The organism is Ideonella aquatica (genome assembly GCF_018069755.1).
Classification (GTDB): domain Bacteria; phylum Pseudomonadota; class Gammaproteobacteria; order Burkholderiales; family Burkholderiaceae_C; genus Ideonella; species Ideonella aquatica.
This window is the reverse complement of record NZ_JAGQDE010000018.1, coordinates 1-24218: the sequence shown is the minus strand read 5'-3', so window position 1 is coordinate 24218 and position 24218 is coordinate 1. Positions and strand designations below refer to the sequence as shown.

General features: G+C 69.5%; 25 protein-coding genes, 2 tRNA genes, 1 other RNA gene and 1 pseudogene. 17 read left to right on the top strand and 12 right to left on the bottom strand.

The window, feature by feature from the left end:
• Positions 1-23: 23 nt before the first annotated feature.
• A complete protein-coding gene (locus KAK06_RS17760) occupies positions 24-743 on the top strand; it encodes a class I SAM-dependent methyltransferase (RefSeq protein ID WP_210803480.1) in 720 nt (239 codons plus the stop codon).
• 17 nt (positions 744-760) lie between these two features.
• On the opposite strand, the gene KAK06_RS17755 is transcribed toward KAK06_RS17760, so the two are convergent.
• The 6 genes from KAK06_RS17755 to lgt all read right to left on the bottom strand — a co-directional run bounded on the left by KAK06_RS17755 (position 761) and on the right by lgt (position 4042).
• On the bottom strand, positions 761-1177 hold the full coding sequence (locus KAK06_RS17755; RefSeq protein ID WP_210803479.1) for a DsrE family protein: 417 nt from the start codon (positions 1175-1177) through the stop codon (positions 761-763).
• Positions 1178-1240: 63 nt separating this feature from the next.
• Entirely contained in the window at positions 1241-2158 is a 918-nt protein-coding gene (locus tag KAK06_RS17750; RefSeq protein ID WP_210803478.1) for an AEC family transporter, read from the bottom strand.
• A gap of 107 nt (positions 2159-2265) precedes the next feature.
• Positions 2266-2340 (bottom strand) — tRNA-Val (locus tag KAK06_RS17745).
• Positions 2341-2359: 19 nt separating this feature from the next.
• Positions 2360-2434: transfer RNA gene (locus KAK06_RS17740), tRNA-Val, on the bottom strand.
• Between the two features lie 76 nt (positions 2435-2510).
• A complete protein-coding gene (gene dnaQ, locus KAK06_RS17735; protein ID WP_210803477.1) occupies positions 2511-3221 on the bottom strand; it encodes a DNA polymerase III subunit epsilon in 711 nt (236 codons plus the stop codon).
• A complete protein-coding gene (gene lgt / locus KAK06_RS17730) occupies positions 3218-4042 on the bottom strand; it encodes a prolipoprotein diacylglyceryl transferase (protein ID WP_210803476.1) in 825 nt (274 codons plus the stop codon). The genes dnaQ and lgt overlap by 4 nt, the downstream gene beginning before the upstream one ends.
• Positions 4043-4116: 74 nt before the next feature.
• Here lgt and ilvD point away from each other — a divergent pair, with 74 nt between their 5' ends.
• Complete coding sequence (gene ilvD, locus KAK06_RS17725; RefSeq protein ID WP_210803475.1) at positions 4117-5976, top strand: dihydroxy-acid dehydratase; 1860 nt, start codon at positions 4117-4119, stop codon at positions 5974-5976.
• A gap of 15 nt (positions 5977-5991) precedes the next feature.
• Here the strand turns inward: ilvD and KAK06_RS17720 are convergent, their stop codons facing one another.
• Complete coding sequence (locus KAK06_RS17720; RefSeq protein ID WP_210803474.1) at positions 5992-6270, bottom strand: TIGR04438 family Trp-rich protein; 279 nt, start codon at positions 6268-6270, stop codon at positions 5992-5994.
• Between the two features lie 116 nt (positions 6271-6386).
• On the opposite strand from KAK06_RS17720, the gene KAK06_RS17715 reads away from it, so the two are divergent.
• Together KAK06_RS17715 and KAK06_RS17710 are read left to right on the top strand one after the other, a co-directional pair.
• The gene (locus KAK06_RS17715; protein ID WP_210803473.1) at positions 6387-6686 is read left to right on the top strand and encodes a c-type cytochrome; all 300 of its coding nucleotides are present in this window, start codon (positions 6387-6389) and stop codon (positions 6684-6686) included.
• A 96-nt stretch (positions 6687-6782) separates the two neighbouring features.
• Positions 6783-7271 (top strand): 3'-5' exonuclease, encoded by a 489-nt coding sequence (locus KAK06_RS17710; protein ID WP_210803472.1) that lies wholly within the window; start codon positions 6783-6785, stop codon positions 7269-7271.
• A gap of 64 nt (positions 7272-7335) precedes the next feature.
• Here KAK06_RS17710 and acs read toward each other — a convergent pair whose 3' ends face one another.
• Positions 7336-9303: an acetate--CoA ligase gene (gene acs, locus KAK06_RS17705; protein WP_210803471.1), complete on the bottom strand. Its 1968-nt coding sequence runs from the start codon at positions 9301-9303 to the stop codon at positions 7336-7338.
• Positions 9304-9543: 240 nt separating this feature from the next.
• On the opposite strand from acs, the gene KAK06_RS17700 reads away from it, so the two are divergent.
• Positions 9544-10188, top strand: coding sequence for a YqhA family protein (locus KAK06_RS17700; RefSeq protein ID WP_210803470.1), 645 nt, complete (start codon positions 9544-9546; stop codon positions 10186-10188).
• A gap of 85 nt (positions 10189-10273) precedes the next feature.
• Positions 10274-11800 (top strand): fumarate hydratase, encoded by a 1527-nt coding sequence (locus KAK06_RS17695; protein ID WP_210803469.1) that lies wholly within the window; start codon positions 10274-10276, stop codon positions 11798-11800.
• A 48-nt stretch (positions 11801-11848) separates the two neighbouring features.
• Here the strand turns inward: KAK06_RS17695 and KAK06_RS17690 are convergent, their stop codons facing one another.
• The gene (locus KAK06_RS17690) at positions 11849-13108 is read right to left on the bottom strand and encodes a mechanosensitive ion channel family protein (protein ID WP_210803468.1); all 1260 of its coding nucleotides are present in this window, start codon (positions 13106-13108) and stop codon (positions 11849-11851) included.
• Positions 13109-13135: 27 nt separating this feature from the next.
• The gene (locus KAK06_RS17685) at positions 13136-14071 is read right to left on the bottom strand and encodes a histone deacetylase family protein (RefSeq protein WP_210803467.1); all 936 of its coding nucleotides are present in this window, start codon (positions 14069-14071) and stop codon (positions 13136-13138) included.
• A gap of 64 nt (positions 14072-14135) precedes the next feature.
• On the opposite strand from KAK06_RS17685, the gene KAK06_RS17680 reads away from it, so the two are divergent.
• The 10 genes from KAK06_RS17680 to KAK06_RS17640 all read left to right on the top strand — a co-directional run bounded on the left by KAK06_RS17680 (position 14136) and on the right by KAK06_RS17640 (position 22474).
• On the top strand, positions 14136-15065 hold the full coding sequence (locus KAK06_RS17680) for an AAA family ATPase (RefSeq protein WP_375140901.1): 930 nt from the start codon (positions 14136-14138) through the stop codon (positions 15063-15065).
• The gene (locus KAK06_RS17675; RefSeq protein WP_210803466.1) at positions 15062-16018 is read left to right on the top strand and encodes a DUF58 domain-containing protein; all 957 of its coding nucleotides are present in this window, start codon (positions 15062-15064) and stop codon (positions 16016-16018) included. The genes KAK06_RS17680 and KAK06_RS17675 overlap by 4 nt, the downstream gene beginning before the upstream one ends.
• Positions 16015-18042, top strand: a complete 2028-nt coding sequence (locus tag KAK06_RS17670) for a transglutaminase TgpA family protein (RefSeq protein WP_210803465.1) — start codon at positions 16015-16017, stop codon at positions 18040-18042. The genes KAK06_RS17675 and KAK06_RS17670 overlap by 4 nt, the downstream gene beginning before the upstream one ends.
• 8 nt (positions 18043-18050) lie before the next feature.
• The gene (gene mltB, locus KAK06_RS17665; protein ID WP_210803464.1) at positions 18051-19139 is read left to right on the top strand and encodes a lytic murein transglycosylase B; all 1089 of its coding nucleotides are present in this window, start codon (positions 18051-18053) and stop codon (positions 19137-19139) included.
• A 35-nt stretch (positions 19140-19174) separates the two neighbouring features.
• Positions 19175-19399, top strand: coding sequence for a DUF904 domain-containing protein (locus KAK06_RS17660; protein ID WP_210803463.1), 225 nt, complete (start codon positions 19175-19177; stop codon positions 19397-19399).
• Positions 19396-19719, top strand: coding sequence for a cell division protein ZapA (locus tag KAK06_RS17655; RefSeq protein ID WP_210803462.1), 324 nt, complete (start codon positions 19396-19398; stop codon positions 19717-19719). The genes KAK06_RS17660 and KAK06_RS17655 overlap by 4 nt, the downstream gene beginning before the upstream one ends.
• Before the next feature lie 51 nt (positions 19720-19770).
• Positions 19771-19951: non-coding RNA, 6S RNA (gene ssrS / locus KAK06_RS24685), on the top strand.
• A 23-nt stretch (positions 19952-19974) separates the two neighbouring features.
• A complete protein-coding gene (locus KAK06_RS17650; protein ID WP_247652957.1) occupies positions 19975-20439 on the top strand; it encodes an EVE domain-containing protein in 465 nt (154 codons plus the stop codon).
• Positions 20439-21254 carry a sulfite exporter TauE/SafE family protein gene (locus KAK06_RS17645; protein ID WP_210803461.1) on the top strand — a complete coding sequence of 272 codons (816 nt, stop codon included), beginning with the start codon at positions 20439-20441 and terminating at the stop codon, positions 21252-21254. The genes KAK06_RS17650 and KAK06_RS17645 overlap by 1 nt, the downstream gene beginning before the upstream one ends.
• Positions 21251-22474: a BaiN/RdsA family NAD(P)/FAD-dependent oxidoreductase gene (locus KAK06_RS17640; RefSeq protein WP_210803460.1), complete on the top strand. Its 1224-nt coding sequence runs from the start codon at positions 21251-21253 to the stop codon at positions 22472-22474. The genes KAK06_RS17645 and KAK06_RS17640 overlap by 4 nt, the downstream gene beginning before the upstream one ends.
• Here KAK06_RS17640 and KAK06_RS17635 read toward each other — a convergent pair whose 3' ends face one another.
• Complete coding sequence (locus tag KAK06_RS17635) at positions 22475-23149, bottom strand: ABC transporter ATP-binding protein (protein ID WP_210803459.1); 675 nt, start codon at positions 23147-23149, stop codon at positions 22475-22477.
• On the opposite strand from KAK06_RS17635, the gene KAK06_RS17630 reads away from it, so the two are divergent.
• Positions 23148-23807: an arylesterase gene (locus tag KAK06_RS17630; protein WP_210803458.1), complete on the top strand. Its 660-nt coding sequence runs from the start codon at positions 23148-23150 to the stop codon at positions 23805-23807. The genes KAK06_RS17635 and KAK06_RS17630 overlap by 2 nt on opposite strands.
• Positions 23808-23840: 33 nt before the next feature.
• Here KAK06_RS17630 and KAK06_RS17625 read toward each other — a convergent pair.
• A pseudogene (locus KAK06_RS17625) lies at positions 23841-24218 on the bottom strand (hypothetical protein); the annotation flags it as partial.

The following is a 24218-nucleotide window of genomic DNA, read 5'->3' as shown; positions in this document are numbered from 1 at the left end:
CGGCTTCGGATACCCTATTGGGCATGAACACCGAAGCCGCCGCCGTCGACCAACTGCCCCTGATCGACCAGGAACACACGCTGCTTGAATCGCTGGTGCCGCTGCCACCGGGCACCGGCCTGGTCGAGGCCGGTTGCGGCAACGCCCGCCTGCTGCGCCAGCTGATGCAGCAGCACCCGGGCCTGCGCTGCGCCGCGCTGGAGGTGGACCGCATCCAGCTGGCCCGCAATCTGACCGAGCCCGCGCCGCCCGGCCTGCAGTTCATCGAGGCCGGCGCCGCCGCCATGCCGCTGGCCGACGGCTGGGCCGATGGTGTGCTGATGCTCAAGTCGCTGCACCACGTGCCGCTGCACGAGCTGGATGCCGCGCTCGACGAGGTGGCCCGAGTGCTGCGACCGGGCGGCTGGTTCTATGTGTCCGAGCCGATCTACGACGGCGCCCTCAACGAGCTGATCCGTCTGTTCAACGACGAGGGCGTGGTGCGCGCCGAGGCCCAGGCCGCGCTCGACCGCGCACTCGCCCGGGGCCGCTTCTGCGCGGTCAGCGAACACCGCTTCGCTCAGGCGGTGGCCTACCCCGACTTCGACAGCTTCGAGCAGCGCATGATGCGCCCGAGCTTTGCCGACCATCGGCTGACGCCCGAACTGATCGCCGCGGTGCGCCAGCGCTTCGAGCCGCATTGCGGCCCCCAGGGCGCGCGGTTCGTGCGCCCGATGCATGTGCGGCTGCTGCGGCGCTGCTGAGGCGCCGCAGCGCCTCTTCAGGGCTTCAGGTAGGCCCAGCCCTGCATCTGCAGCTTGGTGATGCGCACCACGCCACTGGGCGTGAAGTCAGCCTCCTGGATGAACTGTTCCTTCTTCAGGTTGCGGTTCTTCAGGGTGATCTCGCAGATCTCGAACTTGACACCGCGGTTCTTCAGTCCGGCCACCAGCGGTTCGTACTGGACATCATTGCGGTCCTTGGCACCCTCCATCAGGAAGTCCACGCCGTTGGCGTGGGCGACCACGGTGATCTGCGCCGACGGGTCGGTGTCCAGGTGGTTGCGCACGTTGCGCAGGCCTGCAAGCGCCTGGCCGGCGGCATCGTTGATGTGATAGACCACCTTGTCCTGGGCGGCGGCCAGGCTGGCCAGGGTGGTCAGGGCAAGGGCCAGCACGGCAGCGCGAACAGATTTCATCAGCAACTCCTGATATTCAACGCGCCGCACGGTACGCGCTGGCATGACCGGCGTCAATCGGTGTCAACTCAGCAGCCAGAGCACGCCACTCAGGCTGAGGAAGGACGAGGCCGTGGCCAGCAGCAGGGCGGCAGCGCAGAAGCCCTCGTGGCCGTAGCGCTGCGCCAACATCGGGTAGATGCTGAGCATGGGCGCCGCCGCCGCGACGATGCCGGCCGCCCGCAGCGGATCACCGGCGGGCAGCATTGGCAGCATGCACAGCGCCACCGCCAGCGGATGCCCCACCAACTTGCCCACCGCCACCGCCAGCAGATCGGTGTCCAGGTGCCCCTTCTGCAGGCCGGCCAGTGCGCCGCCGATCACCACCAGCGCGGCACCCGCGGCGGCACGGCCCAGCAGGTCGATGGAGCGCGCTGCGGGTGCAGGCAGGCTCAGCCCCAGCGCTGACCACAGCAGGCCGGCCACGATGGCCAGCAGCATCGGCTGGCGCGCCAGCGGCGCCAGCGCGTCACGCAGGCGATGCCAGGCGCGCGAGCGGTTCGAGGCCGGCTCAGCCAGCACGAAGAGCAGCGGCAACACCAGCAGGTTCTCAACCAGGAACACCAGCGCCAGCGCTGGTGCGGCAGCCGCCCCCATCCAGCTCAGCAGCACCGGCGTGCCCACGAAACCGGTGTTGGAGCAGGCCATGCCCGCGCCCACCAGCGCGCGCATCGACGACTCGCGCCGTCGCGCCCACCACCAGCCCAGCGCGAAACTCAGCGCCGAGCCGCCGCCGTAGGCCAGCAGAAAACGCCACTGCAGCATGTCGGCCAGCGGCCGCGAGGTGATGATCTGGAACAGCAACGCCGGCAGCGCCACGCGGATCACGAACAGGCCCACCGCACGCATCACGCTGGCATCCAGCCAGCCACTGCGCACCGACAGGAAGCCCACCGCCATCAGCAGATAGATCGGGGCGGTGATGGTGAGGATCTGGGTCATGCGGGCATGATCGCCCGTTGCAGCCTTGCCGGCGATGCCGGTGTGCGAAGGCAGCTATGCAGACCACAACGCAAAACGCCACCGCAAGGGTGGCGTCGCGTGGACCGTGGTGGGCGGTGCAGGGTTCGAACCTGCGACCCCTGCCGTGTGAAGGCAGTGCTCTACCGCTGAGCTAACCGCCCGGGTCGGGCATGCAAGGCTTGGTGGGCGGTGCAGGGTTCGAACCTGCGACCCCTGCCGTGTGAAGGCAGTGCTCTACCGCTGAGCTAACCGCCCAAGCCGGGCATTTCTTGCGGTTTCCGGCGGTCTTCAGCGCTTTGGCAAAAGCTCTGAGACCCGGAAAAGCCCTTGATTATGCCACAAGCTGGCGCCAGATCGTCTTGCCGCCGCTGGCCTTGTCGAGTTCGGTCAGCACCGCCTCATGGGCACGGGCCTCGTCCTCATCGGGTTCCAGCGTCGGCAGACTCAGCGTGGACAGGTCGATCTGCGCCAGCGCCAGCGTGGCGCCACTGCTGCTGTCGCTGCCGGCATCGATGACCAGCGAGCCCTGCCCGCGGGTCATGTTGATGTAGACATCGGCCAGCAGCTCGGCGTCCAGCAGGGCGCCGTGGAAGGTGCGGCCGGAGTTGTCGACCTCCAGTCGCCGGCACAGCGCGTCCAGCGAGTTGGCCTTGCCGGGGAACATCTCGCGCGCCATCACCAGCGAGTCGGTGATCTGCGCCACCGCCTGGCGGAACACCGGGCGGCCCAGGCGGCGCAGCTCCTCGTCCAGGAAACCCAGGTCGAAGGGCGCGTTGTGGATGATCACCTCGGCGCCAGCCACGAAGGCCAGCAACTCGTCCACGGCCGACGCGAACAGGGGCTTGTCGGCCAGGAACGCATCGGTCAGGCCATGCACCCGGGTGGCTTCTTCGGGCACCGGGCGCTGGGGATTGAAATAGCAGTGCAGGTGGCGGCCGGTCAGGCGCCGGTTGTCCATCTCCACGCAGGCCAGCTCGACGATGCGGTCGCCGCTCTCGGGCGACAGGCCGGTGGTTTCAGTGTCCAGGAAGATCTGCCTCATGCCGCCGCCTCCGCCCGCGGCTGGCGCCCCGCCCAGACCCACAGCGCAAGCCCCACCGCCACCATAGGCAGGCTCAGCCACTGGCCCATGCTCAGGTTGAGCGCCAGCATGCCGAGGAAGTCATCGGGCTCGCGGAAGTACTCGGCGACGAAGCGCAGCACACCGTAGCCGATCAGGAAGGCCGCGGTCACCCGCCCGGCCGGGCGCTGGCGGCGGCCATACAGCCACAGCACGACGAACAGCAGCAGGCCCTCCAGCGCGAACTGGTAGAGCTGCGACGGGTGGCGGGCGATCTCCAGCCCCGACTGCGGAAACACCATCGCCCAGGGCAGACCGGGATCGGCGGCTCGGCCCCACAACTCCCCATTGATGAAATTGCCGATGCGCCCACTGGCCAGGCCGGTGGGCACGCAGGGCGCCACCAGGTCGGTCACGGCCAGGAAGCCCCGACCGCGCCGCCAGGCGAAGGCCGCCATCGCCACCGCCACGCCCAGCATGCCGCCGTGGAAGGCCATGCCGCCCTTCCAGATCGCGAACACCTCCAGCGGGTGCATGGCGTACCAGCCCGGCTTGTAGAACAGCACATAGCCCAGGCGCCCCCCCACCACCACGCCGACCACGCCAAAGAACAGCAGATCCTCAACGTCTCGGCGCGTCCAGCCCTCCTCGGCGAACCAGGGCAGCCGGGTGCGCAGCGTGGCCAGCCACAGGAACAGGCCAAAGGCCACGAGGTAAGTGATGCCATACCAGTGGACCTGCAGCGGCAGGCCCAGCCCGGTCAGGTCCAGGGCGATCGGGTTGAATTGCGGATGCGTCAGCATGGGCAGGGATCATATCGGCCCTGGCTGGGCGAAAATGGCGGGTTCCTGCATTCCAACCCTTCAAGGTTTCGCCGATGCCCGCCTACCGCTCCAAGACCTCCACCGCCGGCCGCAACATGGCGGGCGCCCGCTCGCTGTGGCGCGCCACGGGCATGCAGGACGAGGACTTCAGCAAGCCCATCATCGCCATCGCCAACAGCTTCACGCAGTTCGTGCCCGGCCATGTGCACCTGAAGGACCTGGGCCAGCTGGTGGCGCGCGAGATCGAGCGTGCCGGCGGCGTGGCCAAGGAATTCAACACCATTGCGGTGGACGACGGCATCGCCATGGGCCACGACGGCATGCTGTACTCGCTGCCCAGCCGCGACATCATCGCCGACTCGGTCGAGTACATGGTCAACGCGCACTGCGCCGACGCCATCGTCTGCATCAGCAACTGCGACAAGATCACGCCGGGCATGCTGATGGCCGCGATGCGCCTGAACATCCCGGTGGTCTTCGTCAGCGGCGGCCCGATGGAGGCCGGCAAGGTCAAGCTGGCCGTGCCCGGCACCTCGACCATCCAGATCAAGAAGCTCGACCTGATCGACGCCATGGTCATGGCCGCCGACAGCCAGGTCAGCGACGCCGAGGTGGCCGAGGTGGAACGCTCCGCCTGCCCCACCTGCGGCTCTTGCTCGGGCATGTTCACCGCCAACTCGATGAACTGCCTGACCGAGGCCCTGGGCCTGTCGCTGCCGGGCAATGGCACGGTGGTGGCCACCCATGCCGACCGCGAGCAGCTGTTCCTGCGCGCCGGCCGCCTGGCGGTGGAGCTGTGCCGGCGCTACTACGAGCAGGGTGACGAGTCCGTGCTGCCTCGCAGCATCGGCAAGAAGGCCTTCGAAAACGCGATGACGCTGGACATCGCCATGGGCGGCTCCACCAACACCATCCTGCACATCCTGGCCGCCGCCCAGGAGGCCGGCATCGCCTTCGACATGGCCGACATCGACCGCCTCTCGCGCGATGTACCGCAGCTGTGCAAGGTGGCGCCCAACACCAACAAGTACCACATCGAGGACGTGCACCGCGCCGGCGGCATCATGGCCATCCTGGGCGAGCTCGAGCGCGCCGGCAAGCTGCACACCGACGTGCCCACGGTGCACACGCCCACGCTGGGCCAGGCCCTGGCGCAGTGGGACATCCGCCGCACCCAGGACGAGGCCGTCAGGACCTTCTACCAGGCTGGCCCGGCCGGCATCCCCACGCAGGTGGCTTTCAGCCAGGCCACGCGCTGGCCCAGTCTGGACCTGGACCGCGCCGAAGGCTGCATCCGCTCCTATGAGCACGCCTTCAGCAAGGAAGGCGGCCTCGCGGTGCTGCGCGGCAACATCGCCCTGGACGGCTGCGTGGTCAAGACCGCCGGCGTCGACGACAGCCTGCTCGTCTTTGAAGGCCCGGCCCATGTGGTCGAGAGCCAGGACGAGGCGGTCGAGCACATTCTGGCCGATCAGGTCAAGGCCGGCGACGTGGTGGTGGTGCGCTACGAAGGCCCCAAGGGCGGCCCGGGCATGCAGGAAATGCTCTACCCCACCAGCTACATCAAGTCCAAGGGTCTGGGCAAGGCCTGCGCGTTGCTGACCGACGGCCGCTTCTCGGGCGGCACCTCGGGGCTGTCGATCGGCCACTGCTCGCCCGAGGCGGCGGCCGGCGGCACGATCGGCCTGGTGCGCAACGGCGACCGCATCCGCATCGACATCCCGAAGCGCTCGATCAGCCTGCTGGTGGACGATGCCGAACTGGCGCGCCGTCGTGCCGCGCAGGATGCGCTGGGCTGGAAGCCGGCGCAGCCGCGGCCGCGCAAGGTGTCGGCGGCGCTGAAGGCCTACGCCTTGCTGGCCACCTCGGCCGACAAGGGCGCGGTGCGCGATCTGTCCAAGCTGGAAGGCTGACCGGCCCGGCGGCGCTCAGCGCCGCCGAAAACTGCTGCTGCGCTGGTCCGGGCCCAGGCCCATGGCCTCAATGTGGCGCTTGCGCCGCTCTTTTTGCTTCTCGACCTCCCGGTCCATCTCGCGACGCTTGGTCAGGCCAGTGCCATCGGCCCAGGCCCACCAGGCCAGCGCCAGCAGGAAGGGCACCGAAAACTTGGCGAAGCCGGTCACACTGAGCGGGTCCCAGGCCGCCGTCGGCCCGAGGCCGGCAAAGTGCAGCAGCAGCATCAGGACGCCGATCACGATGAAGGCCATGGGGTAACTCCTGTGAAACACCGATGCGACAGCGCATGTCCGCCGTCAACCGAACTCCTTAGAATCCGTTGTGGCACTGTATCTTGTTTGTGTCCACCCCTCTTAGGAAGGAACCCATGAAAGCTCTGTTCGCCCTGATCGCCGCGGTGGCCGTGACCGCCCCCGCCTTCGCCAGCCAGGAACTGGCCCAGAAGAAGAACTGCCTGGCCTGCCACGCGGTCGACAAGAAGGTCGTTGGCCCGTCCTACAAGGAAGTGGCCGCCAAGTACGCCAGCGACAAGACCGCTGCCGCCAAGCTGGCCGAGAAGATCCAGAAGGGCGGCGTGGGCGTCTGGGGCCAGGTCCCGATGCCTCCCAACCAGGTCACGCCCGACGAGGCCAAGACCCTGGCCGCCTGGGTCCTGAGCCAGAAGTAAATCGGCGCGGCCCACGCCGCAGCCGACCGCAAGAGCCCCGCTGCGCGGGGCTTTTTCGTTGGCCGGATCAGCACACTGGGGTTATCGTCGGCCCTCATGAAAAGCGCCACACCCGGTGTCATCGATGTTGAAGCCTCGGGATTCGGCCGCGGCAGCTACCCGATCGAGGTGGGCTATGTGAGGCCCGATGGCCAGGGCTGGTGCTCGCTGGTCAAGCCGTCCGAGGACTGGCAGCACTGGGATGAGCAGGCGCAAAGCGTGCACGGCATCGCGCGCGAGTTGCTGGAGCGCCACGGACGCTCACCACTTGAGGTGGCCCGACAGCCCAACCAGGACCTCGAGGGCCTGACCGTCTACACCGATGCCTGGGGCAACGACATGCCCTGGCTGCACAAGCTGCACGACGAGGCCGGGGTGCCGCTGCGCTACCGGGTGGCCCCCGTGGCGCAACTGCTGGACGATCGCCGCCTGCCCGACCTGGGGACGCTGCGCCAACAGGCCTTCCAGACCCTGGGCATCACCCGCCACCGGGCCAGCAGCGATGCCCGGGCGCTGCAATGGGCCCTGGAGCAATTGCTGAACTGAGCGAACGGCCGCGCGGAATGAGAAAAGGGCGCCGACGCGCCCCTTGCCATTCGTTAGGAGGCGATCAGTTGTTCTCGCCCAACTGATCGAGGATGGCGGGGTTCTCCAGCGTGGAGGTGTCCTGGGTGATGGCTTCGCCCTTGGCCAGCGAGCGCAGCAGGCGGCGCATGATCTTGCCCGAGCGGGTCTTGGGCAGGTTGTCGCCGAAACGGATGTCCTTGGGCTTGGCGATCGGGCCGATCTCCTTGCCCACGTGGTCGCGCAGCTGCTTGGCGATCGCCTTGGCCTCGTCGCCGGTGGGGCGGGGGCGCTTGAGCACCACGAAGGCGCAGATCGCCTCGCCGGTGGTGTCATCCGGGCGACCCACCACGGCGGCTTCAGCCACCAGCTCGGTGCAGCTGACCAGCGCCGACTCGATTTCCATCGTGCCCATGCGGTGGCCCGACACGTTCAGCACGTCGTCGATGCGGCCGGTGATGGTGAAGTAGCCGGTCTTCTCGTCACGGATCGCGCCGTCGCCCGCCAGGTAGTACTTGCCCTTGAAGTCTTCCGGGTAGTAGGACTTCTTGAAGCGCTCCGGGTCGCCCCAGATGGTGCGGATCATCGACGGCCAGGGCTTCTTGCAGACCAGGATGCCGCCCTTGCCCCAGGGCAGGTCATTGCCGACCTCGTCGACCACCGCGAACTGGATGCCCGGGAAGGGCAGCGTGCACGAGCCCGGCACCAGCGGCGTGGCGCCCGGCAGCGGGGTGATCATGTGGCCGCCGGTCTCGGTCTGCCAGAAGGTGTCGACGATCGGGCAGCGGCCGCCGCCCACATGCTGGTGGTACCACTCCCAGGCGGCCGGGTTGATCGGCTCGCCCACCGAGCCCAGCAGACGCAGGCTGGACAGGTCGTAGCTCTTCGGATGCACGGCGTCATTGGCCTCGGCCGCCTTGATCAGCGAGCGGATGGCCGTGGGCGCGGTGTAGAAGATCGAGACCTTGTGGTCCTGAATCATCTTCCAGAAGCGGCCGGCGTCCGGGTAGGTGGGCACGCCTTCGAAGACGATCTCGGTGCCGCCCAGGGCCAGCGGGCCGTAGGTGATGTAGGTGTGGCCAGTGACCCAGCCGATGTCGGCCGTGCACCAGAAGACGTCATCGGCCTTGAGGTCGAAGGTCCACTTGGTGGTCAGCGCCGCATGCAGCAGATAGCCGCCGGTGCTGTGCTGCACGCCCTTGGGCTTGCCGGTGGAGCCGGAGGTGTAGAGCAGGAACAGCGGGTGCTCGGCCTCGACCCACTCGGGCTCGCAGGTGGTGGGCAGGCCAGACACCAGGTCGTCCATCCAGACATCGCGGCCGGCGGTCATGGCGTTCTTGGCGTCGCCGCGCTTGACCACCAGCACCTTCTGGATCGAGTCGCAGCCACCCAGGCCCAGGGCCTCGTCGACGATGGCCTTGAGCGGCAGCTGCTTGCCGCCGCGCACCTGGCAGTCGGCGGTGATGATGGCCTTGGCGCCGGTGTCCTCGATGCGGTCACGCAGCGACTGGGCCGAGAAGCCACCGAACACCACCGAGTGGGTGGCACCGATGCGCGCGCAGGCCTGCATGGCGGCCACGCCGTCGACCGACATGGCGATGTAGATCATCACCCGGTCGCCCTTCTTGATGCCCAGGCTGCGCAGGCCGTTGGCGATCTGGCAGGTCTTGGCCAGCAGCTCGCTGTAGGACACCTTGGTGACCTCGCCACCGTCAGCTTCGAAGATGATGGCGGTCTTGTCGCCCAGGCCGCGCTCGATGTTGCGGTCCAGGCAGTTGTAGGACACGTTCAGCGTGCCATCCTCGAACCACTTGAAGAAGGGGGCTTCGGCCTCGTTGAGCACCTTGGTGAAAGGCGTCTTCCAGGTGATCAGCTCCTTGGCCAGGCGGCCCCAGTAGCCCTCGTAGTCGGTCTCGGCTTCCTTGCACAGGGCCTCGTAGGCGGCCATGCCGTTGACGTGGGCCGCGGCGGCAAAGTCTGCCGGCGGTGCATAGACCTTGAGTTCTTCGCTCATCGAATGTCTCCTCGAAGCTCGGTTGGATTCGTAGCACACCATGTGCATCCTTGGCCGAATGGTCGTCCTGCCATCTGACGACCGCCTTACTCTGGTGCGCTCGCCGGACGCTGCGGCACGCTGCCGGCGCACAGCATGGGTGCAGGAGAAAGTCTAGTGCGCGCCTGGGGGCTGCGATACCCCGTCGAAGCCCGGGGGTGCTGTCCTAGAATCGCCGCTCCCTGCTCCACGGCCCGCACCATGGCATCCCACAACAACACCACCCGCCAGCGCCTGAACCCCCTCGCCAATCTGATCTTTGCCAGCCGCTGGCTGCAGTTGCCGCTGTACTTCGGACTGATCATTGCGCAGGGTGTCTACGTCTACAACTTCTGTCTCGAACTGACACACCTGGTGGAAGCCGCGTTTGGCAACCAGCATGCGCTGCAAATTCTGGTGGAAAGCCTGGGCTACAAGGCCAACCCGATCCTGTCGGCCGACGGCAAGCCCATTGGCTACGACTCGATCAAGGGCCTGAACGAAACCATCATCATGCTGGTGCTGCTGGGCATGATCGACGTGGTGATGATTTCCAACCTGCTGATCATGGTCATCGTCGGCGGCTACGACACCTTCGTCAGCCGCATGAAGCTCGAAGGTCACCCAGACGAGCCGGAATGGCTGAGCCACGTCAATGCCTCGGTACTGAAGGTCAAGCTGGGCATGGCGCTGATCGGTATCAGCTCCATCCACCTGCTCAAGACCTTCATCAACGCCGACAAGATCACCGACCGGGTGGTGCTGGCGCAGATCGCAATCCATATTTCCTTCCTGCTGTCGGCGCTGGCGCTGGCCTATGCCGACAAGCTGCTGCAGGGCGGCGCCCACCCGGGCGAGAAACACTGATCCCGTCCCGGACTGGCGCAAGCCTCGCGACAGTCCCATGACTACACTGCCCGCATCCCCGGTTCCTGAAGCATCGAGAGACGCCATGTCCACCACGATCAAGTACGCCGACCTCGTCGAGAGCGTCGCTGCCGCGCTGCAGTACATCAGCTACTACCACCCGGCCGACTACATCGCCCACCTGGCCCGCGCCTATGAACGCGAAGAATCGGCCGCGGCCAAGGACGCGATCGCCCAGATCCTGACCAACTCGAAGATGTGCGCCGAAGGGCGCCGCCCGATCTGCCAGGACACCGGCATCGTCAACGTCTTCCTGAAGATCGGCATGGACGTGCGCTGGGAGGGCTTCAGCGGCTCGATCCAGGACGCCGTGGACGAAGGCGTTCGCCGCGCCTACAACCACCCGGACAACCGCCTGCGCGCCTCGGTGCTCAGTGACCCCATCTTCGAGCGCAAGAACACCAAGGACAACACGCCGGCGGTGGTCTTCATGGAGGTGGTGCCCGGCAACACCGTGGATGTCATCGTCGCGGCCAAGGGCGGCGGCTCCGAGAACAAGTCCAAGGTCTACATGCTCAACCCCAGCGACAACATCGTCGACTGGGTGCTGAAGACCGTGCCCACGATGGGTGCCGGCTGGTGCCCGCCGGGCATCCTGGGCATCGGTGTCGGCGGCACGGCCGAGAAGGCGGCGCTCCTGGCCAAGGAGTCGCTGATGGATGACATCGACATGTACGAGCTGCTGGCGCGCGGCCCGCAGAACAAGCTCGAGGAACTGCGCGTCGAGCTCTACGAAAAGGTCAATGCGCTGGGCATCGGCGCCCAGGGCCTGGGCGGCCTGACCACGGTGCTGGACGTCAAGATCAAGACCTACCCCACCCACGCCGCCAGCAAGCCGATCGCGATGATCCCGAACTGCGCCGCCACCCGCCACGGCCACTTTGTGCTCGATGGCTCGGGCCCGGCCTACATGGAGCCGCCCAGTCTGGACCTGTGGCCGGATGTCGCCTGGGCGCCCGACTACAACAAGAGCAAGCGCGTCGACCTGAACACCCTGACCAAGGCCGAGGTGGCCAGCTGGAAGCCGGGCGACACGCTGCTGCTCAACGGCAAGATGCTGACCGGCCGCGACGCCGCCCACAAGCGCATCGCCGACATGTTGGCCAAGGGTGAACCGCTGCCGGTGGACTTCACCAACCGCGTCATCTACTACGTCGGCCCGGTGGATCCGGTGCGTGACGAGGTGGTCGGCCCGGCCGGCCCCACCACCGCCACGCGCATGGATGGCTTCACCCGCATGATGCTGGAGAAGACCGGCCTGATCGCGATGGTCGGCAAGGCCGAGCGCGGCCCGGTGGCCATCCAGGCCATCAAGGACAACCAGTCGGCCTACCTGATGGCCGTGGGCGGCAGCGCCTACCTGGTGTCCAAGGCGATCAAGGCCGCCAAGGTGGTGGGCTTTGCCGATCTGGGCATGGAAGCCATCTACGAGTTCGACGTGGTCGACATGCCGGTCACGGTGGCGGTGGACGCCGGCGGCACCAGCGCCCACATTGAAGGTCCGAAGACCTGGCAGGCCAAGATCGGCAAGATCCCGGTGGTCACCGCCTGAGGCCCTTCCCGGCCGTGCTGCGCCCCGCCTTGGCGGGGCGTTGTCGTTTCAGGCCTGGCGAATCACGCGCTGCGGGTACGGGATCTCCACGCCCAGGCGGCCCAGCAGCGCCAGGATCGCCAGGTTGACGCCCGAGCGGGCGCCGCCGGCACCGTTTTCCAGGTCGGTGATCCAGAAATTCACCGTGAGCTCCAGACCGTCGGCCGCGAAGGCCGACAGGTGGACCACCGGCGCCGGCTCGGCCAGCACCCGCGGCACCTGCGTCACCGCCGCCACGATCTGCGGGAACAGCGCGTCCAGATCCGTGCCGTAGGCCACCTGCACCGTGGTCTGCAGCAGCACCTGTGGGTCGGCCAGCGAGGAGTTCTCCACCCGCTGGGTGATCAGCATCTCGTTGGGAACAATGGCCTCGCGGCCGCCAGGTGAGCGGATCACGGTGTAGCGCATCGCGATATCGGTGATGCGGCCCTCGAAGTTGTCCACCCGCACGGTGTCGCCAATGCGCAGCGAACGCTCGGTCAGGATGACGAAGCCCGACACATAGTTGGCTGCCAGCTTCTGCAGGCCCAGGCCCACGCCCACGCCGATCGCGCCGCCCAGCACCGACAGCGCGGTCAGGTCGATCCCCACCGCGGTCAGCCCCACCAACAGGCCCACGAAGACCAGCAGCGCCCGCACGGTGTTGGCCGCCACCTTGCGCAGCGAGAGGTTCTCGCCACTGGCGCCGCTGAGCAGCCGCGCCTCGATCGCCGCCGAGATCCACAGCGCCACGATCAGCACCACACCGGCGCTGATCGTGCCTTCCACCAGCGTGCGCAGTGACACGTTGGAGCCGCCCATCTTCCAGTGGATCTCTTCCATGGCCGACAGCAACTCGGGCAGCAGGCCGGTGACCCAGCCCACCATGCCGGCCCAGACCAGCCACGAGATCGAGCGCTCGACCACCCGCACCAGGCGCGACGTGGGAAAGGCCGCTTCCAGCACCCGCACCGCCAGCCGGATCACGGCAAAGGCCACCAGCACCGGGATGACGATCTTGAAGACCGCCACATGCACGTCGGCCGCGATCAGCGCGCGTCGCGCTGCCAGCGCCAGGCCCAGGGCCAGCACCGGGAACAACAGGCCATCGACCAGCCGACGGCCGAACAGCACCGAGGGCGCCGCACTGGCCGCGGCGCCGCGCAGCAGGCGCACCAGGGCCCAGGCCAAGCCCAGGCAGCCGGCGATCACCGCCAGTTCGAGCGCTGCGCTCGGGTGGGTCAGCGCGTTGAGAAATTCCTGCAGGCTGGGGGCGGCATCCGTGGTCATCGCCGGATTGTCACCCGGCGACCCAGGTCACACGTCGGCCAGGGCCCGCAGATGCGCCGCCACGCTGCGCGCCAGCGAGCTCAGCGTGTAGCCGCCTTCCAGGCAGGACACGATGCGGCCCTGGCAGTGGCGCTGGGCCACATCCTTCAGGCGACGCGTGATCCACTCATAGTCGGCCTCGACCAGGCCCAGTTGGCCCAGGTCATCCTCACGATGGGCGTCGAAGCCGGCCGAGATGAAGATCATCTGTGGCTTGAAGGCCTCCAGCCGGGGCATCCAGTTGGCTTCGATGATCTCGCGGATCTCGCCGCCGCGGGTGTAGGCGGGGATCGGCACGTTGAGCATGTTCTCGCCCATCGGCACACCACCGCTGAACGGGTAGAGCTGATCCTGGAAGAAGCTCACCATCAGGATGCGATCGTCCCCCGCCACGATGTCCTCGGTGCCGTTGCCGTGGTGCACATCGAAATCGATGATCGCCACGCGCTCCAGGCCGCGCACATCCACCGCGTGGCGCGCCGCAATGGCAATGTTGTTGAAGAAGCAAAAGCCCATGCTCTGCGAACGCGTGGCATGGTGGCCGGGCGGGCGGATCGCGCAGAAGGCGTTCTCGGCGCGGCCATCCAGCACCGCATCGGTGGCCGCCACCGCCGCCCCGGCCGAGCGCAAGGCCGCCTGCCAGGTGTGCGGACACACCAGGGTGTCGGGGTCCAGCGCGCGGTGTTCACCCGTCTCGGTGGCCTGCTTCATGAACTCGTCGAGCTCCAGCAGGTAGCCCTCGGAGTGGGCCAGCATCAGGTCGGAGTGGCTGGCCAGCGGCGGATCCATGCGGGTGAGCGCAATGTCCAGACCGGTGGAGAGCAGGTGGTCCTCGATGGCGTCCAGACGCTGAGGGCACTCGGGGTGGCCAGCGCCCATGTCGTGGCGGCGGCAGTCAGGGTGGGTGAAAAAGGCCGTGGTCATGGCGTCATGCCCCCGCACAGGCGACGGCATTTGTCTTCCTCTGGTTGTGAGCTATCGTGCCTCCATGATGAGCGCACGCTGGACCGAACGATTGACCCAACTCAAGGGTCAGATTAGCACGATCGTCGTCGGCAAACCGACCCAGGTGGACGACTGCCTGGCCTGCCTGCTGGCCGGCGGCCACCTGCTGGTGGAGGACCTGCCCGGCGTGGGCAAGACCACCCTGGCGCATGCGCTGGCGATCTCGCTGGGCCTGCAGTTCTCGCGCGTGCAGTTCACCGCCGACCTGATGCCCAGCGACCTGATCGGCGTCAGCGTGTTCGAGCGCAGCAACGAGCGTTTCGTGTTCCATCCGGGGCCGGTGTTCGCCCAGGTGCTGCTGGCCGACGAGATCAACCGCGCCGGTCCGAAGACGCAGAGCGCGCTGCTCGAGGCCATGGAAGAGCACCAGGTCAGCGTCGATGGTGCCACCCGTGCCTTGCCCCGGCCTTTCTTCGTCATCGCCACCCAGAACCCCGGTGAGCAGCTGGGCACCTACCCGCTGCCGGAAAGCCAGCTGGACCGTTTCCTGATGTGCATCAGCCTGGGCTACCCCGACGCCCGGGCCGAGCGCGCCCTGCTGGCGGGCGAGGACCGGCGCGCGCTGCTGGCCCGCCTGAAGCCGGTGCTCGGCCCCGAGGAACTGCTGCAGGCCATGGCCGCGGTGGGCGAGGTCCATGTGTCCGAGCCGCTGCTGGACTACCTGCAGGCGCTGATCGCGGCCACCCGCTCAGGCCGCTGGTTCGTGGACGGCCTGTCGCCGCGCGCCGGCATCGGTGTGCTGCGCGTGGCGCGCGCCCGGGCCCTGCTGGTGGGCCGCGACCACGTCACCCCGGACGACCTGCAGGCGCTGCTGCCGCAGGCCATCGCCCACCGCCTGCAACCGGTCTCGGGCGCAGGCCGCGGCCGACGCGAGCAGGTGCGTGCCATGCTTCAGGCGGTGCCGCTGCCTTGATCGGGCTGAGGCAGCGCCTGCGACAGGCCTGGCACGCGCGGCACCGGGCCAGCGAGCGCCATGAGCTGAACCAGCGCAACATCTACATCGTGCCCACGCGCGCCGGGCTGGCCTTCATCGTGATGTTGCTGCTGCTGCTGATCGGCTCGATCAACTACCAACTGAACCTGGGCTACGCGCTGACCTTTTTGCTGGCCGGCGCGGCCTTGGCGTCGATGCACATCACCCATGCCAGCCTGCGCGGCCTGAGCCTGCACCTGCGACCGGTGGCAGCCTGCCATGCCGGGCAGACCACGGCGCTCGAGTTGCAGATTGCCAACCCCGGCCGCGAACGCCACGGCGTGGGCCTGGGCCTGCAACCCGACGAGGGCCCGGGCGCACTGGCCTGGGCCGAGATCGGCGCGCAGGGCCAGTCGGTGCTGACGCTGACGCTGGAATGCCCTCAGCGCGGCCTGCACCCGCTGCCGCTGCTGCGCATCGAGAGCCGCTTTCCCTTCGGCCTGTTCCGCGCCTGGTCGCTGTGGCGACCGGCCGGCCGGGCGTGTGTGTGGCCGGCCCCCGAGCGACCCGAGCCGCCGTTGCCCCTGGCCGCCGGTGCAGGCGACGACACCGGCGCGCGGCGCCACGCCGAGCAGGGCGAGTTCGACGGCGTTCGGCCCTGGCGCCGCGGCGACAGCCCGCGCCGCGTCGCCTGGAAAAAGCTGGCGCACAGCGGCGAATGGGTCAGCCGGGATGGCAGCGAGCCACAGTCGCCACCGCTGTGGCTGGATCTGGCCGACGCTTCCGGCACGGGCGTCGAGGCCCGGCTGTCGCGACTGACTGCCTGGGCCCTGGCCTGTGAGCGCACGCAGCGCCCCTGGGGCCTGCGTGCCGGCGGGCGCGAGTGCCCGGTTGGCGTGGGTCAGCCGCATCTGGAGCAGGGCCTGCGCGTACTGGCGGAGCACCGCGGATGACGCCGCTGCCGCGCGACACCCGCGACACCTGGCTGCTGCTGGGCCTGATCGGCTGGACCGTGCTGCCCCATTTGTGGCGCCAGCCGCCGTGGCTGGCCGCGCTGTGCGTGGGCGTGCTGCTCTGGCGCGGCTGGCTGGCGGCGCGCCAGGCGCCACTGCCCCGGCGCTGGGTGCTGCTGGCGCTGCTGCTGCTGCTGGGCGGACTGACCTGGCAAAGCCAGCGCACCCTGGTCAGCCGCGACGCCGGTGTGCTGCTGCTGGTCTCGCTGATGGCCCTGAAGACGCTGGAGATGCGCGCGCAGCGCGACGCCCTGCTGCTGTTCTTCCTGGGCTTTTTCGTCGTGCTGACCAATTTCCTGTATTCGCAGTCGCTGGCGCTGGCCGCCGCGATGGCGCTGGCGGTGTGGGGCTGGCTGACGGTGCTCACGCTGGCCCACATGCCTGCCGGCCGCCCCACGCTGGCCTCGGCCGCGGGCCTGGCCCTGCGCGCCACCGCCTGGGGCACGCCGGTGATGCTGGCGCTGTTCCTGCTGTTCCCGCGGCTGGCACCGCTGTGGTCGGTGCCTGGCGACGGCGCGATGACCGGGCTGTCCGACAGCATGCAGCCGGGCGAGGTGGCCGAGCTGGCGCTGGACGACAGCGTCGCGCTGCGCTTGCGCTTCGACGGCCCGCCGCCACCGGCGGCGGCGCTCTACCTGCGCGGGCCGGTGCTGGTGCGCCAGGACGGCCGGCGCTGGCGGACAGCCCCCGGTCTGGGCGAGCCGGGCCGCTCCTCCGCCGTGACGACGGATGGCCCCGGCCTGGGTTACGAGATCACGATCGAGCCCGGCCGCACCCGCTGGGTGCCGCTGCTCGAGCTGACGCCCAACGCCCCCGCCGGCCTGCCGCCTGAGCTGGCCAATGCGTTGCACCAGGAGGCGGGCCTGCAGTGGAGCCTGAGCGTGCCCACCAGCGCCCGCCTGCGCCTGCAGGCGCGCGCCTGGCCGCAGGGACGCCTGGGCGGCGAACTCGGGCGCGGCGAGCGCCGCACGCTGCTGGCGCTGCCGGCGGGCGCCCACCCGCGCATGCGGGCCTGGGCGCAGGCCCTGCTGGCGGACTCGCCCGGCCTGCAGCAGGCCGGGCCGGCGGCCTGGGCGCAGGCAGTGCTGCGCCATGTGCGCGAGCAGAACTACCGCTACACGCTGTCGCCCGGCCCCTACGAAGGCGACATGGTCGACGAGTTCTGGTTCGACCGCCGCGCCGGGTTTTGCGAGCACTACGCCTCGGCCTTCGTGGTCGCCATGCGCAGCCTGGGCGTGCCGGCGCGCATCGTCACCGGCTACCAGGGCAGCGATCCCCAGCCAGTGGACGGCTACCTGGTGGTTCGCCAAAGCAATGCCCACGCCTGGGCCGAGATCTGGGTCGAGGGCCAGGGCTGGCTGCGGGTCGACCCCACTGCCGCCGTCGCACCCGAGCGCATCGACCGCGGCCGCGCCCTGCCCGCTCCCAGAGGACTGATGGCCGGCACGCTGGACACCGTCAGTCCCGGGCTCAGCCTGGTGCTGCGGCAGTGGGCCGAAGCCCTGGACAACCGCTGGAACCAGTGGGTGCTGGGCTATGGCCGCAACGAGCAGTACCACCTGCTCGAGAAGCTGGGCTTCGAGACGCCGGACATGGCCACGCTGGGCCGCGCGCTGGCGGCACTGATGGCGCTGGCGGCCACGGCGGGCGCGGTGTGGGTGTGGCTGGATCGGCGCCGCCGCACGCCCTGGCAACGCCTGCAGGCCTGGCTGATCCGGGAGCTCGACCGCTTGGACGTGGTGGTCGACGAGACCATGAGCCCCGCTGCCCTCGCCCGCCAGCTGCATCGGCGCCATGGCGACGACGCGGCGCCGCTGGTGACCCAGCTCGACGCGCTGCAGGCCTGGCGCTACGCACCGGTCGTGGCGGCAGCGCCGCAGCCGCGTGCGTCCTGGCGCGATTGGCAGCGTCGGCTGCGCCAAGCCCGGCGCGCGCTGAACCTGCCCACCGGCCGCTCGGGATAATCGGCCCCATGTCCTGGTTCCCGCTCCTGTCCGCCGCCGCGCTGCTGTTTTCTCTGGCCGCCGCGGCGGCACCCCACCGTCAGCGCGGCGCGAAGTCGCCCGAGCCCGTCGCGGCCCCCTCTTACGCCAGCCGCGAAGACGCCCAGGCCCTGGCTCGCACCATCGCCGCCGCGCAGGGCCTGGACCCCGACTGGGTGCAGCGCGCCCTGGCCCAGGCGCGCTTCCAGGCCAGCGTGACGCGGCTGGTGATGCCACCGCCGGCAGGCATCGCCAAGAACTGGGCCGCCTACCGCGCCCGCATGGTCGACGCCGCGCGCGCCGCCGAGGGCCTGCGCTTCTGGCAGGCCCACGAGCGCTGGCTGAACCAGGCCGAATCCCGCTGGGGCGTGCCGCCCGAAATGGTGGTGGCCATCGTCGGCGTCGAAACCTACTACGGGCGCATCCGCGGCGGCTTTCGCGTGCTCGACGCGCTGGCCACGCTGAGCCTGGACTTTCCCAGCGGCCGCTCCGACCGCAGCGGCTTCTACCGTGACGAGCTGGCCGCCTTCCTGAGCTGGTGCCACGCCGAGCAGCGCGACCCCACCAGCGTCAAGGGCAGCTACGCCGGCGCGATCGGCCTGCCGCAGTTCATGCCCAGCAGCATCCGCCGCTATGCCATCGACGGCGACGGCGACGGCCACATCGACCTGGAGTACAACCCCGCCGATGTGATCAGCAGCGTCGCGCGCTACTTCGCCGAGTTCGGCTGGGAGCGCGGCCTGCCCACGCATTACGGCGTGCAGGTGCCCGCTGACACCAGCGCCCGCGCCACGCTGCTGGCGCCCGATATCCAGCCCAGCTTCAGCGCTCAGCGCATGAGCGAGCTGGGTGCGGTGCTGGACGAGGCCGGCCGCGCCCACGCCGGTCCGCTGGCCCTGGTCGAGCTGCAGAACGGTGACGCCGCCCCCAGCTATGTGGCCGGCACGCGCAACTTCTGGGTGGTGACGCGCTACAACTGGTCCAGCTACTACGCCATGGCCGTGATCGATCTGGCGCGCGAGATCAAACGCCTTCGGCCACCCCCGCCACCGTCCTCGGCATCGACCCCTCTACAATGACGGATCACGCCGATTCAGACAAGGTTCCACGGCCCATGTCCCGTCTGCCGGATCTCGCCGAGCGCATCGAGCGCCTCGTGCTGCGCCACGAGGAGCTGCAGCGCACGAACGAGCTGCTTGAGCAGCAGCTCAAGGCCACGACCAGTGAGCGTGACAGCCTCAAGTCCCGCCTCGCCGCCGCCCGCTCGCGCATCGACGCACTGCTGGAGCGCTTGCCCACCGACCCGACCCCGACCCCGACATCTGAGGGCGGCGAATGAAGCAGATCGAAGTCACCATCCTCGGCCAGAGCTACCTGCTGGGCTGCCCCGAAGGCGGCGAGGCACTGCTGCAGCAGGCCGTGGCCACCGTTGACCAGGAGATGAGCGCCATCCGTGATGCCGGCCGTGTCAAGGCGCGCGAGCGCATGGCCGTGCTGGCGGCACTGAACCTGGCCTACCGACTGGCCGAGAAGCCGGCCGCCCGCCCAGCCGCCGCGGCCCCGGCAGACGCCAGCGGGGCCTCGCTCGACGACACCGTGCTGCAGCGCCTGATCGACCGCATCGACGGCTCGCTCGGCCACGACGGACATTTGCTCTGAATTTGCACGGCTTCTCGGACCCGCAGCGCACCGCCAAGGCCTAGAATCAGGTTGTCCGTCACCTCCGCGTGGGTTTTATATTTCCTTGAACCGATGCTCTCGCGAGCCAGGGCTTGGAACATCGCTCGGCAGGTGTGATCGTCTCGCGTCAGATGAACCCGACGCCGTGCTGACCTCGCCCACCTGAATCCCCTGGGTTCAGGAATGCGGCCCACGGTTGGTGGCGGACACCCTTCACCCGCACCCCACCGCTTCATGGCGTCCTTCTGGCTGATGAAGATCGAGCCCGACGAGTGCTCGATCGACGACCTCGCGCGCCGCCCCGGCCAAACCGTGCCCTGGACCGGCGTGCGCAACTACCAGGCGCGCAACTTCATGCGCGACGCGATGCGACCGGGCGATGGCGTGCTGTACTACCACTCGTCCTGCGCCGAGCCGGGCATCGCCGGCCTGGCCGAGGTGGCCAGCGCGCCCTACCCCGACGCCACCCAGTTCGACCCCGCCAGCCCGTACTTTGACGCCAAGGCCACGCCCGAGGCGCCGCGCTGGGTGCATGTGGACGTGCGCTTCGTGCGCAAGACCCGGCTGCTGACGCTGGCCGAGCTGCGCGCCGAACCGCGCCTGGCCACGATGGAGCTGCTGCGCAAGGGCAGCCGGCTGTCGATCACCCCGGTCAGCGCCGCCGAGTGGGCGCTGGTGACGCAACTGCTGGACCGTTGATGGATCTGTCCCTGACCTTGATCGCCGAGCTGCTGGCCCTGGGCCTGGTGGCCGGCTTCCTGGCCGGCCTGCTGGGGGTGGGCGGCGGCATGATGATGGTGCCGTTCATGACCTTCATCCTGGGCCAGCGCGGCGTGCCGGCGGACGTGTCGGTGAAGATGGCGATCGCCACCTCGATGGCCACGATCATGTTCACCTCCATCTCCAGCGTGCGCGCCCACCACAAGAAGGGGTCGGTGCGCTGGGACCTGGTGCGCGGCATGGCACCGGGCATCGTGGCTGGCGGCCTGCTGGCCGGCGCCGGCGCGTTCGCGCTGATCAAGGGGCAGGCGCTGGCGCTGTGCTTCGCACTCTTCGTGGGCTTTTCGGCCACGCAGATGCTGCGCAACCGCCAGCCCAAGCCCAGCCGGCAGATGCCGGGGCCGCTGGGCCAGGGGGCGGCCGGCACCGGCATCGGCTTCCTGTCCGGTCTGGTGGGCGCGGGTGGTGCCTTCGTCAGCGTGCCCTTCATGACCTGGTGCAACGTGCCCATCCACCAGGCGGTGGGCACCAGCGCGGCGCTGGGCTTTCCGATCGCGCTGGCCAACACCGTGGGCTATGTGGTGGGCGGCTGGAACCTGCCGCCGGCGCTGCCCGGTGCGCTGGGCCACCTCTACCTGCCGGCCTTGCTGGTGATCGCCAGCGCCAGCGTGACGATGGCGCCGCTGGGCGCGCGCGCCAGCCACGCGATGAACGTGGCGCAGCTCAAGCGGGTCTTCGCGGTGCTGCTTTACGGCCTGGCCAGCTACATGCTCTGGAAGGGCCTGACGGCGTGAGTGCCGCGGTCGATGCGCTGGTCATCGGTGCCGGCGCCGCGGGCCTGTTCTGCGCTGCCCAGGCCGGCCAGCGCGGCCTGAAGGTGCTGCTGGTCGACCACGCGCCCAAGCTGGCCGAGAAGATCCGCATCTCCGGCGGCGGCCGCTGCAATTTCACCAACCGCGAGGCCGGGCCGGCCAACTACCTGTCCGAGAACCCGCACTTCTGCCGCTCGGCGCTGGCGCGCTACCCGGCGTCCGAGTTCATCGCCCTGGTGCAGCGCCACGGCATCGCCTTCCACGAGAAGCACAAGGGCCAGCTGTTCTGCGACCACTCGGCGCAGGACATCATCGAGCTGCTGCTGCACGAATGCGCGGCGGGAGGTGTCGAGCGCTGGCAGCCCTGCGCCGTGCACGAGGTGCAGCCCACCGAGGCTGGCTGGACCGCCCGCACCGACCGCGGCGAGGTGCTGGCCCGCCGCGTGGTGATTGCCACCGGCGGCCTGCCGGTGCCCAAGATCGGCGCCAGCGACTGGGGCCTGCGCCTGGCCGAGCGCCTGGGCCACCGCCTGGTGGCGCCGCGCGAGGCGCTGGTGCCCTTGACCTTCGACACCGCCCACTGGGCGCCCTTCGTGCCACTGGCGGGCATCGCGCGACCGGTGGCCATTTCCACCGCCGTGCCGGGCAAGGGCAAGCGCTCGAACACGGTGAGTTTTCTCGAAGACCTGCTGTTCACCCACCGCGGCCTCAGCGGCCCGGCGGTGCTGCAGATCTCCAGCTTCTGGCGGCCCGGTCAGACCATCGAGATCGACCTGCTGCCCGGCACCGACCTGTTCGAGACCCTGCAGCAGCTCAAGCGGCAGTCACGCCGCCAGCTGGGCAACGAACTGGCTGCGCTGCTGACCCAACGCCTGGCCGACACCTGGCTGGCGCTGCAGGGCATCGCCGCCGACACCCCGATGCCGCAGGTGCCCGACGCCACGCTGCGCCGCCTGGCCGACAGCCTGCAGCACTGGACCCTCACGCCCAGTGGCACCGAGGGCTGGGCCAAGGCCGAGGTGATGGCCGGCGGCGTCGATACCCGCGACCTCAGCTCGCAGACGATGGAAAGCCGCCTGCACCCCGGCCTGTACTTCATCGGCGAGGTGGTCGACGTGACCGGCTGGCTGGGCGGCTACAACTTCCAGTGGGCCTGGGCCAGCGCGGTGGCCTGCGCCGAGGCGATGGCCGCGGCGGCCTGATCAGGCCGGCATCAGGCGGCCGGCCTCGATGTGCAGCTGTCGCTCGCAGCGCGCTGCCAGCGCCCGGTCATGCGTCACCAGCACCAGCGTCGTGCCCGCCTCGCGGTTGAGCTCGAGCATCAGGTTCATCACCGACTCGCCGGTGGCGAAGTCCAGGCTGCCGGTGGGCTCGTCGGCCAGCAGCAGTTGCGGCCGCACCACGAAGGCCCGCGCCAGCGCCACGCGCTGCTGCTCGCCACCCGACAGCACCTTGGGGTAGTGGCGCAGGCGCTGCGACAGGCCCACGCGGTCCAGCATCTCGGCGGCCTGCTCGCGCGCCCGCGCCGCACCGGCCAGCTCCAGCGGCAGCATCACGTTTTCCAGCGCGGTGCGGTTGGCCAGCAGCTGAAAGCTCTGGAAGACAAAGCCCAGCGAGCGAGCGCGCACCTCGGCGCGGGCGTCCTCGTCCAGCGCGAAGAGGTCGGTGCCGGCCAGGCGCACCGTGCCCTCGGTGGGCACGTCCAGGCCGGCCATCAAGGCCAGCAGGGTGCTCTTGCCCGAGCCCGAGGCGCCGACGATGGCGGCCGATTCGCGCGGCTGCAGGGAGAAGTCGATGTCGTGGAGAATCGTCAGCGTGCCAGTGGCGTCGGTGACGCGCTTGCTGACATGCTCCACTGCAATGATGGGTTCGGACATGAGCTTGGTTTCAAGGGCGCGCCGCGCCGGGCTGCTGGCAGGCCTGATCGCCTGCATCGGCGCCGACTGTAGCGCGGCCACGGCCGCCCCCACGGCCGCGCCGGTCTTGCTGGTGGTGGGCGACAGCCTCTCGGCCGAGTACGGCCTGGCCCGCGGCAGCGGCTGGGTGGCGCTGCTGGCCGAGCGGCTGAAGGCGCAGAAGTCGCCACTGCAGGTGGTCAATGCCAGCATCAGCGGCGACACCACCGCCGGCGGCCGCAGCCGTCTGCCGGCGCTGCTGACGCAGCACAAGCCCGCGCTGGTGGTGATCGAGCTGGGCGGCAACGACGCACTGCGCGGCCTGCCAGTGACCAGCACGCGCGACAACCTGATGGCGATGACCAGCGCCGCCCAGCAGGCCGGTGCCAAGGTGCTGCTGGTGGGCATGCAGGTGCCGCCCAACTACGGCCGCGCCTACACCGAGGATTTCGCGCGCAGCTTCCAGCAGGTGGCGCGTGAGCGGCGTGCGGGCCTGGTGCCCTTTCTGCTGGCCGGCGTGGCCGACCGGCCCGATGCCGAGGCCTGGTTCCAGAGCGATCGCATCCACCCACTGGCCAAGGCGCATCCGCTGATGCTGGACAACGTCTGGCCGGTGCTGAAAACGCTGCTGCCCCGCTGAGCGGGGCAGCCTGGTCGGCGATCGACCGAGGGGTCAGCGCATGTCGTCCCGGCCGCGGCCGTTGCCGCGGCTGTCGGCATCGCGCTGCCGCGCCGGCCGCTCGGCTTGCGCACGCTCAGGCTGGGCGCGCTCAACCGGCGGGCGTTCCACCTGCGGACGCTCCATCGGCGCGGCCTGCGGACGCACCGGCGCCGGGCGCTCGGCAGGCAGCGTGCGGCTTGGCGGTGCCGCGACCGGGCGTTCCACCTCGGCCGGACGGGCGATCGGCGCGGCCGGCACGCGCGGCGCCTCCATCGGACGCGCCACGGGTTCGGCCGACGGCAGTGTGCGGCTGGGCGGCGTCACCACGGCCGGGCTGCTGCGCAGTGCGGGCGGCGCAGCCGCCGGCTCGGCGCGAACCGGCGCCTCGGC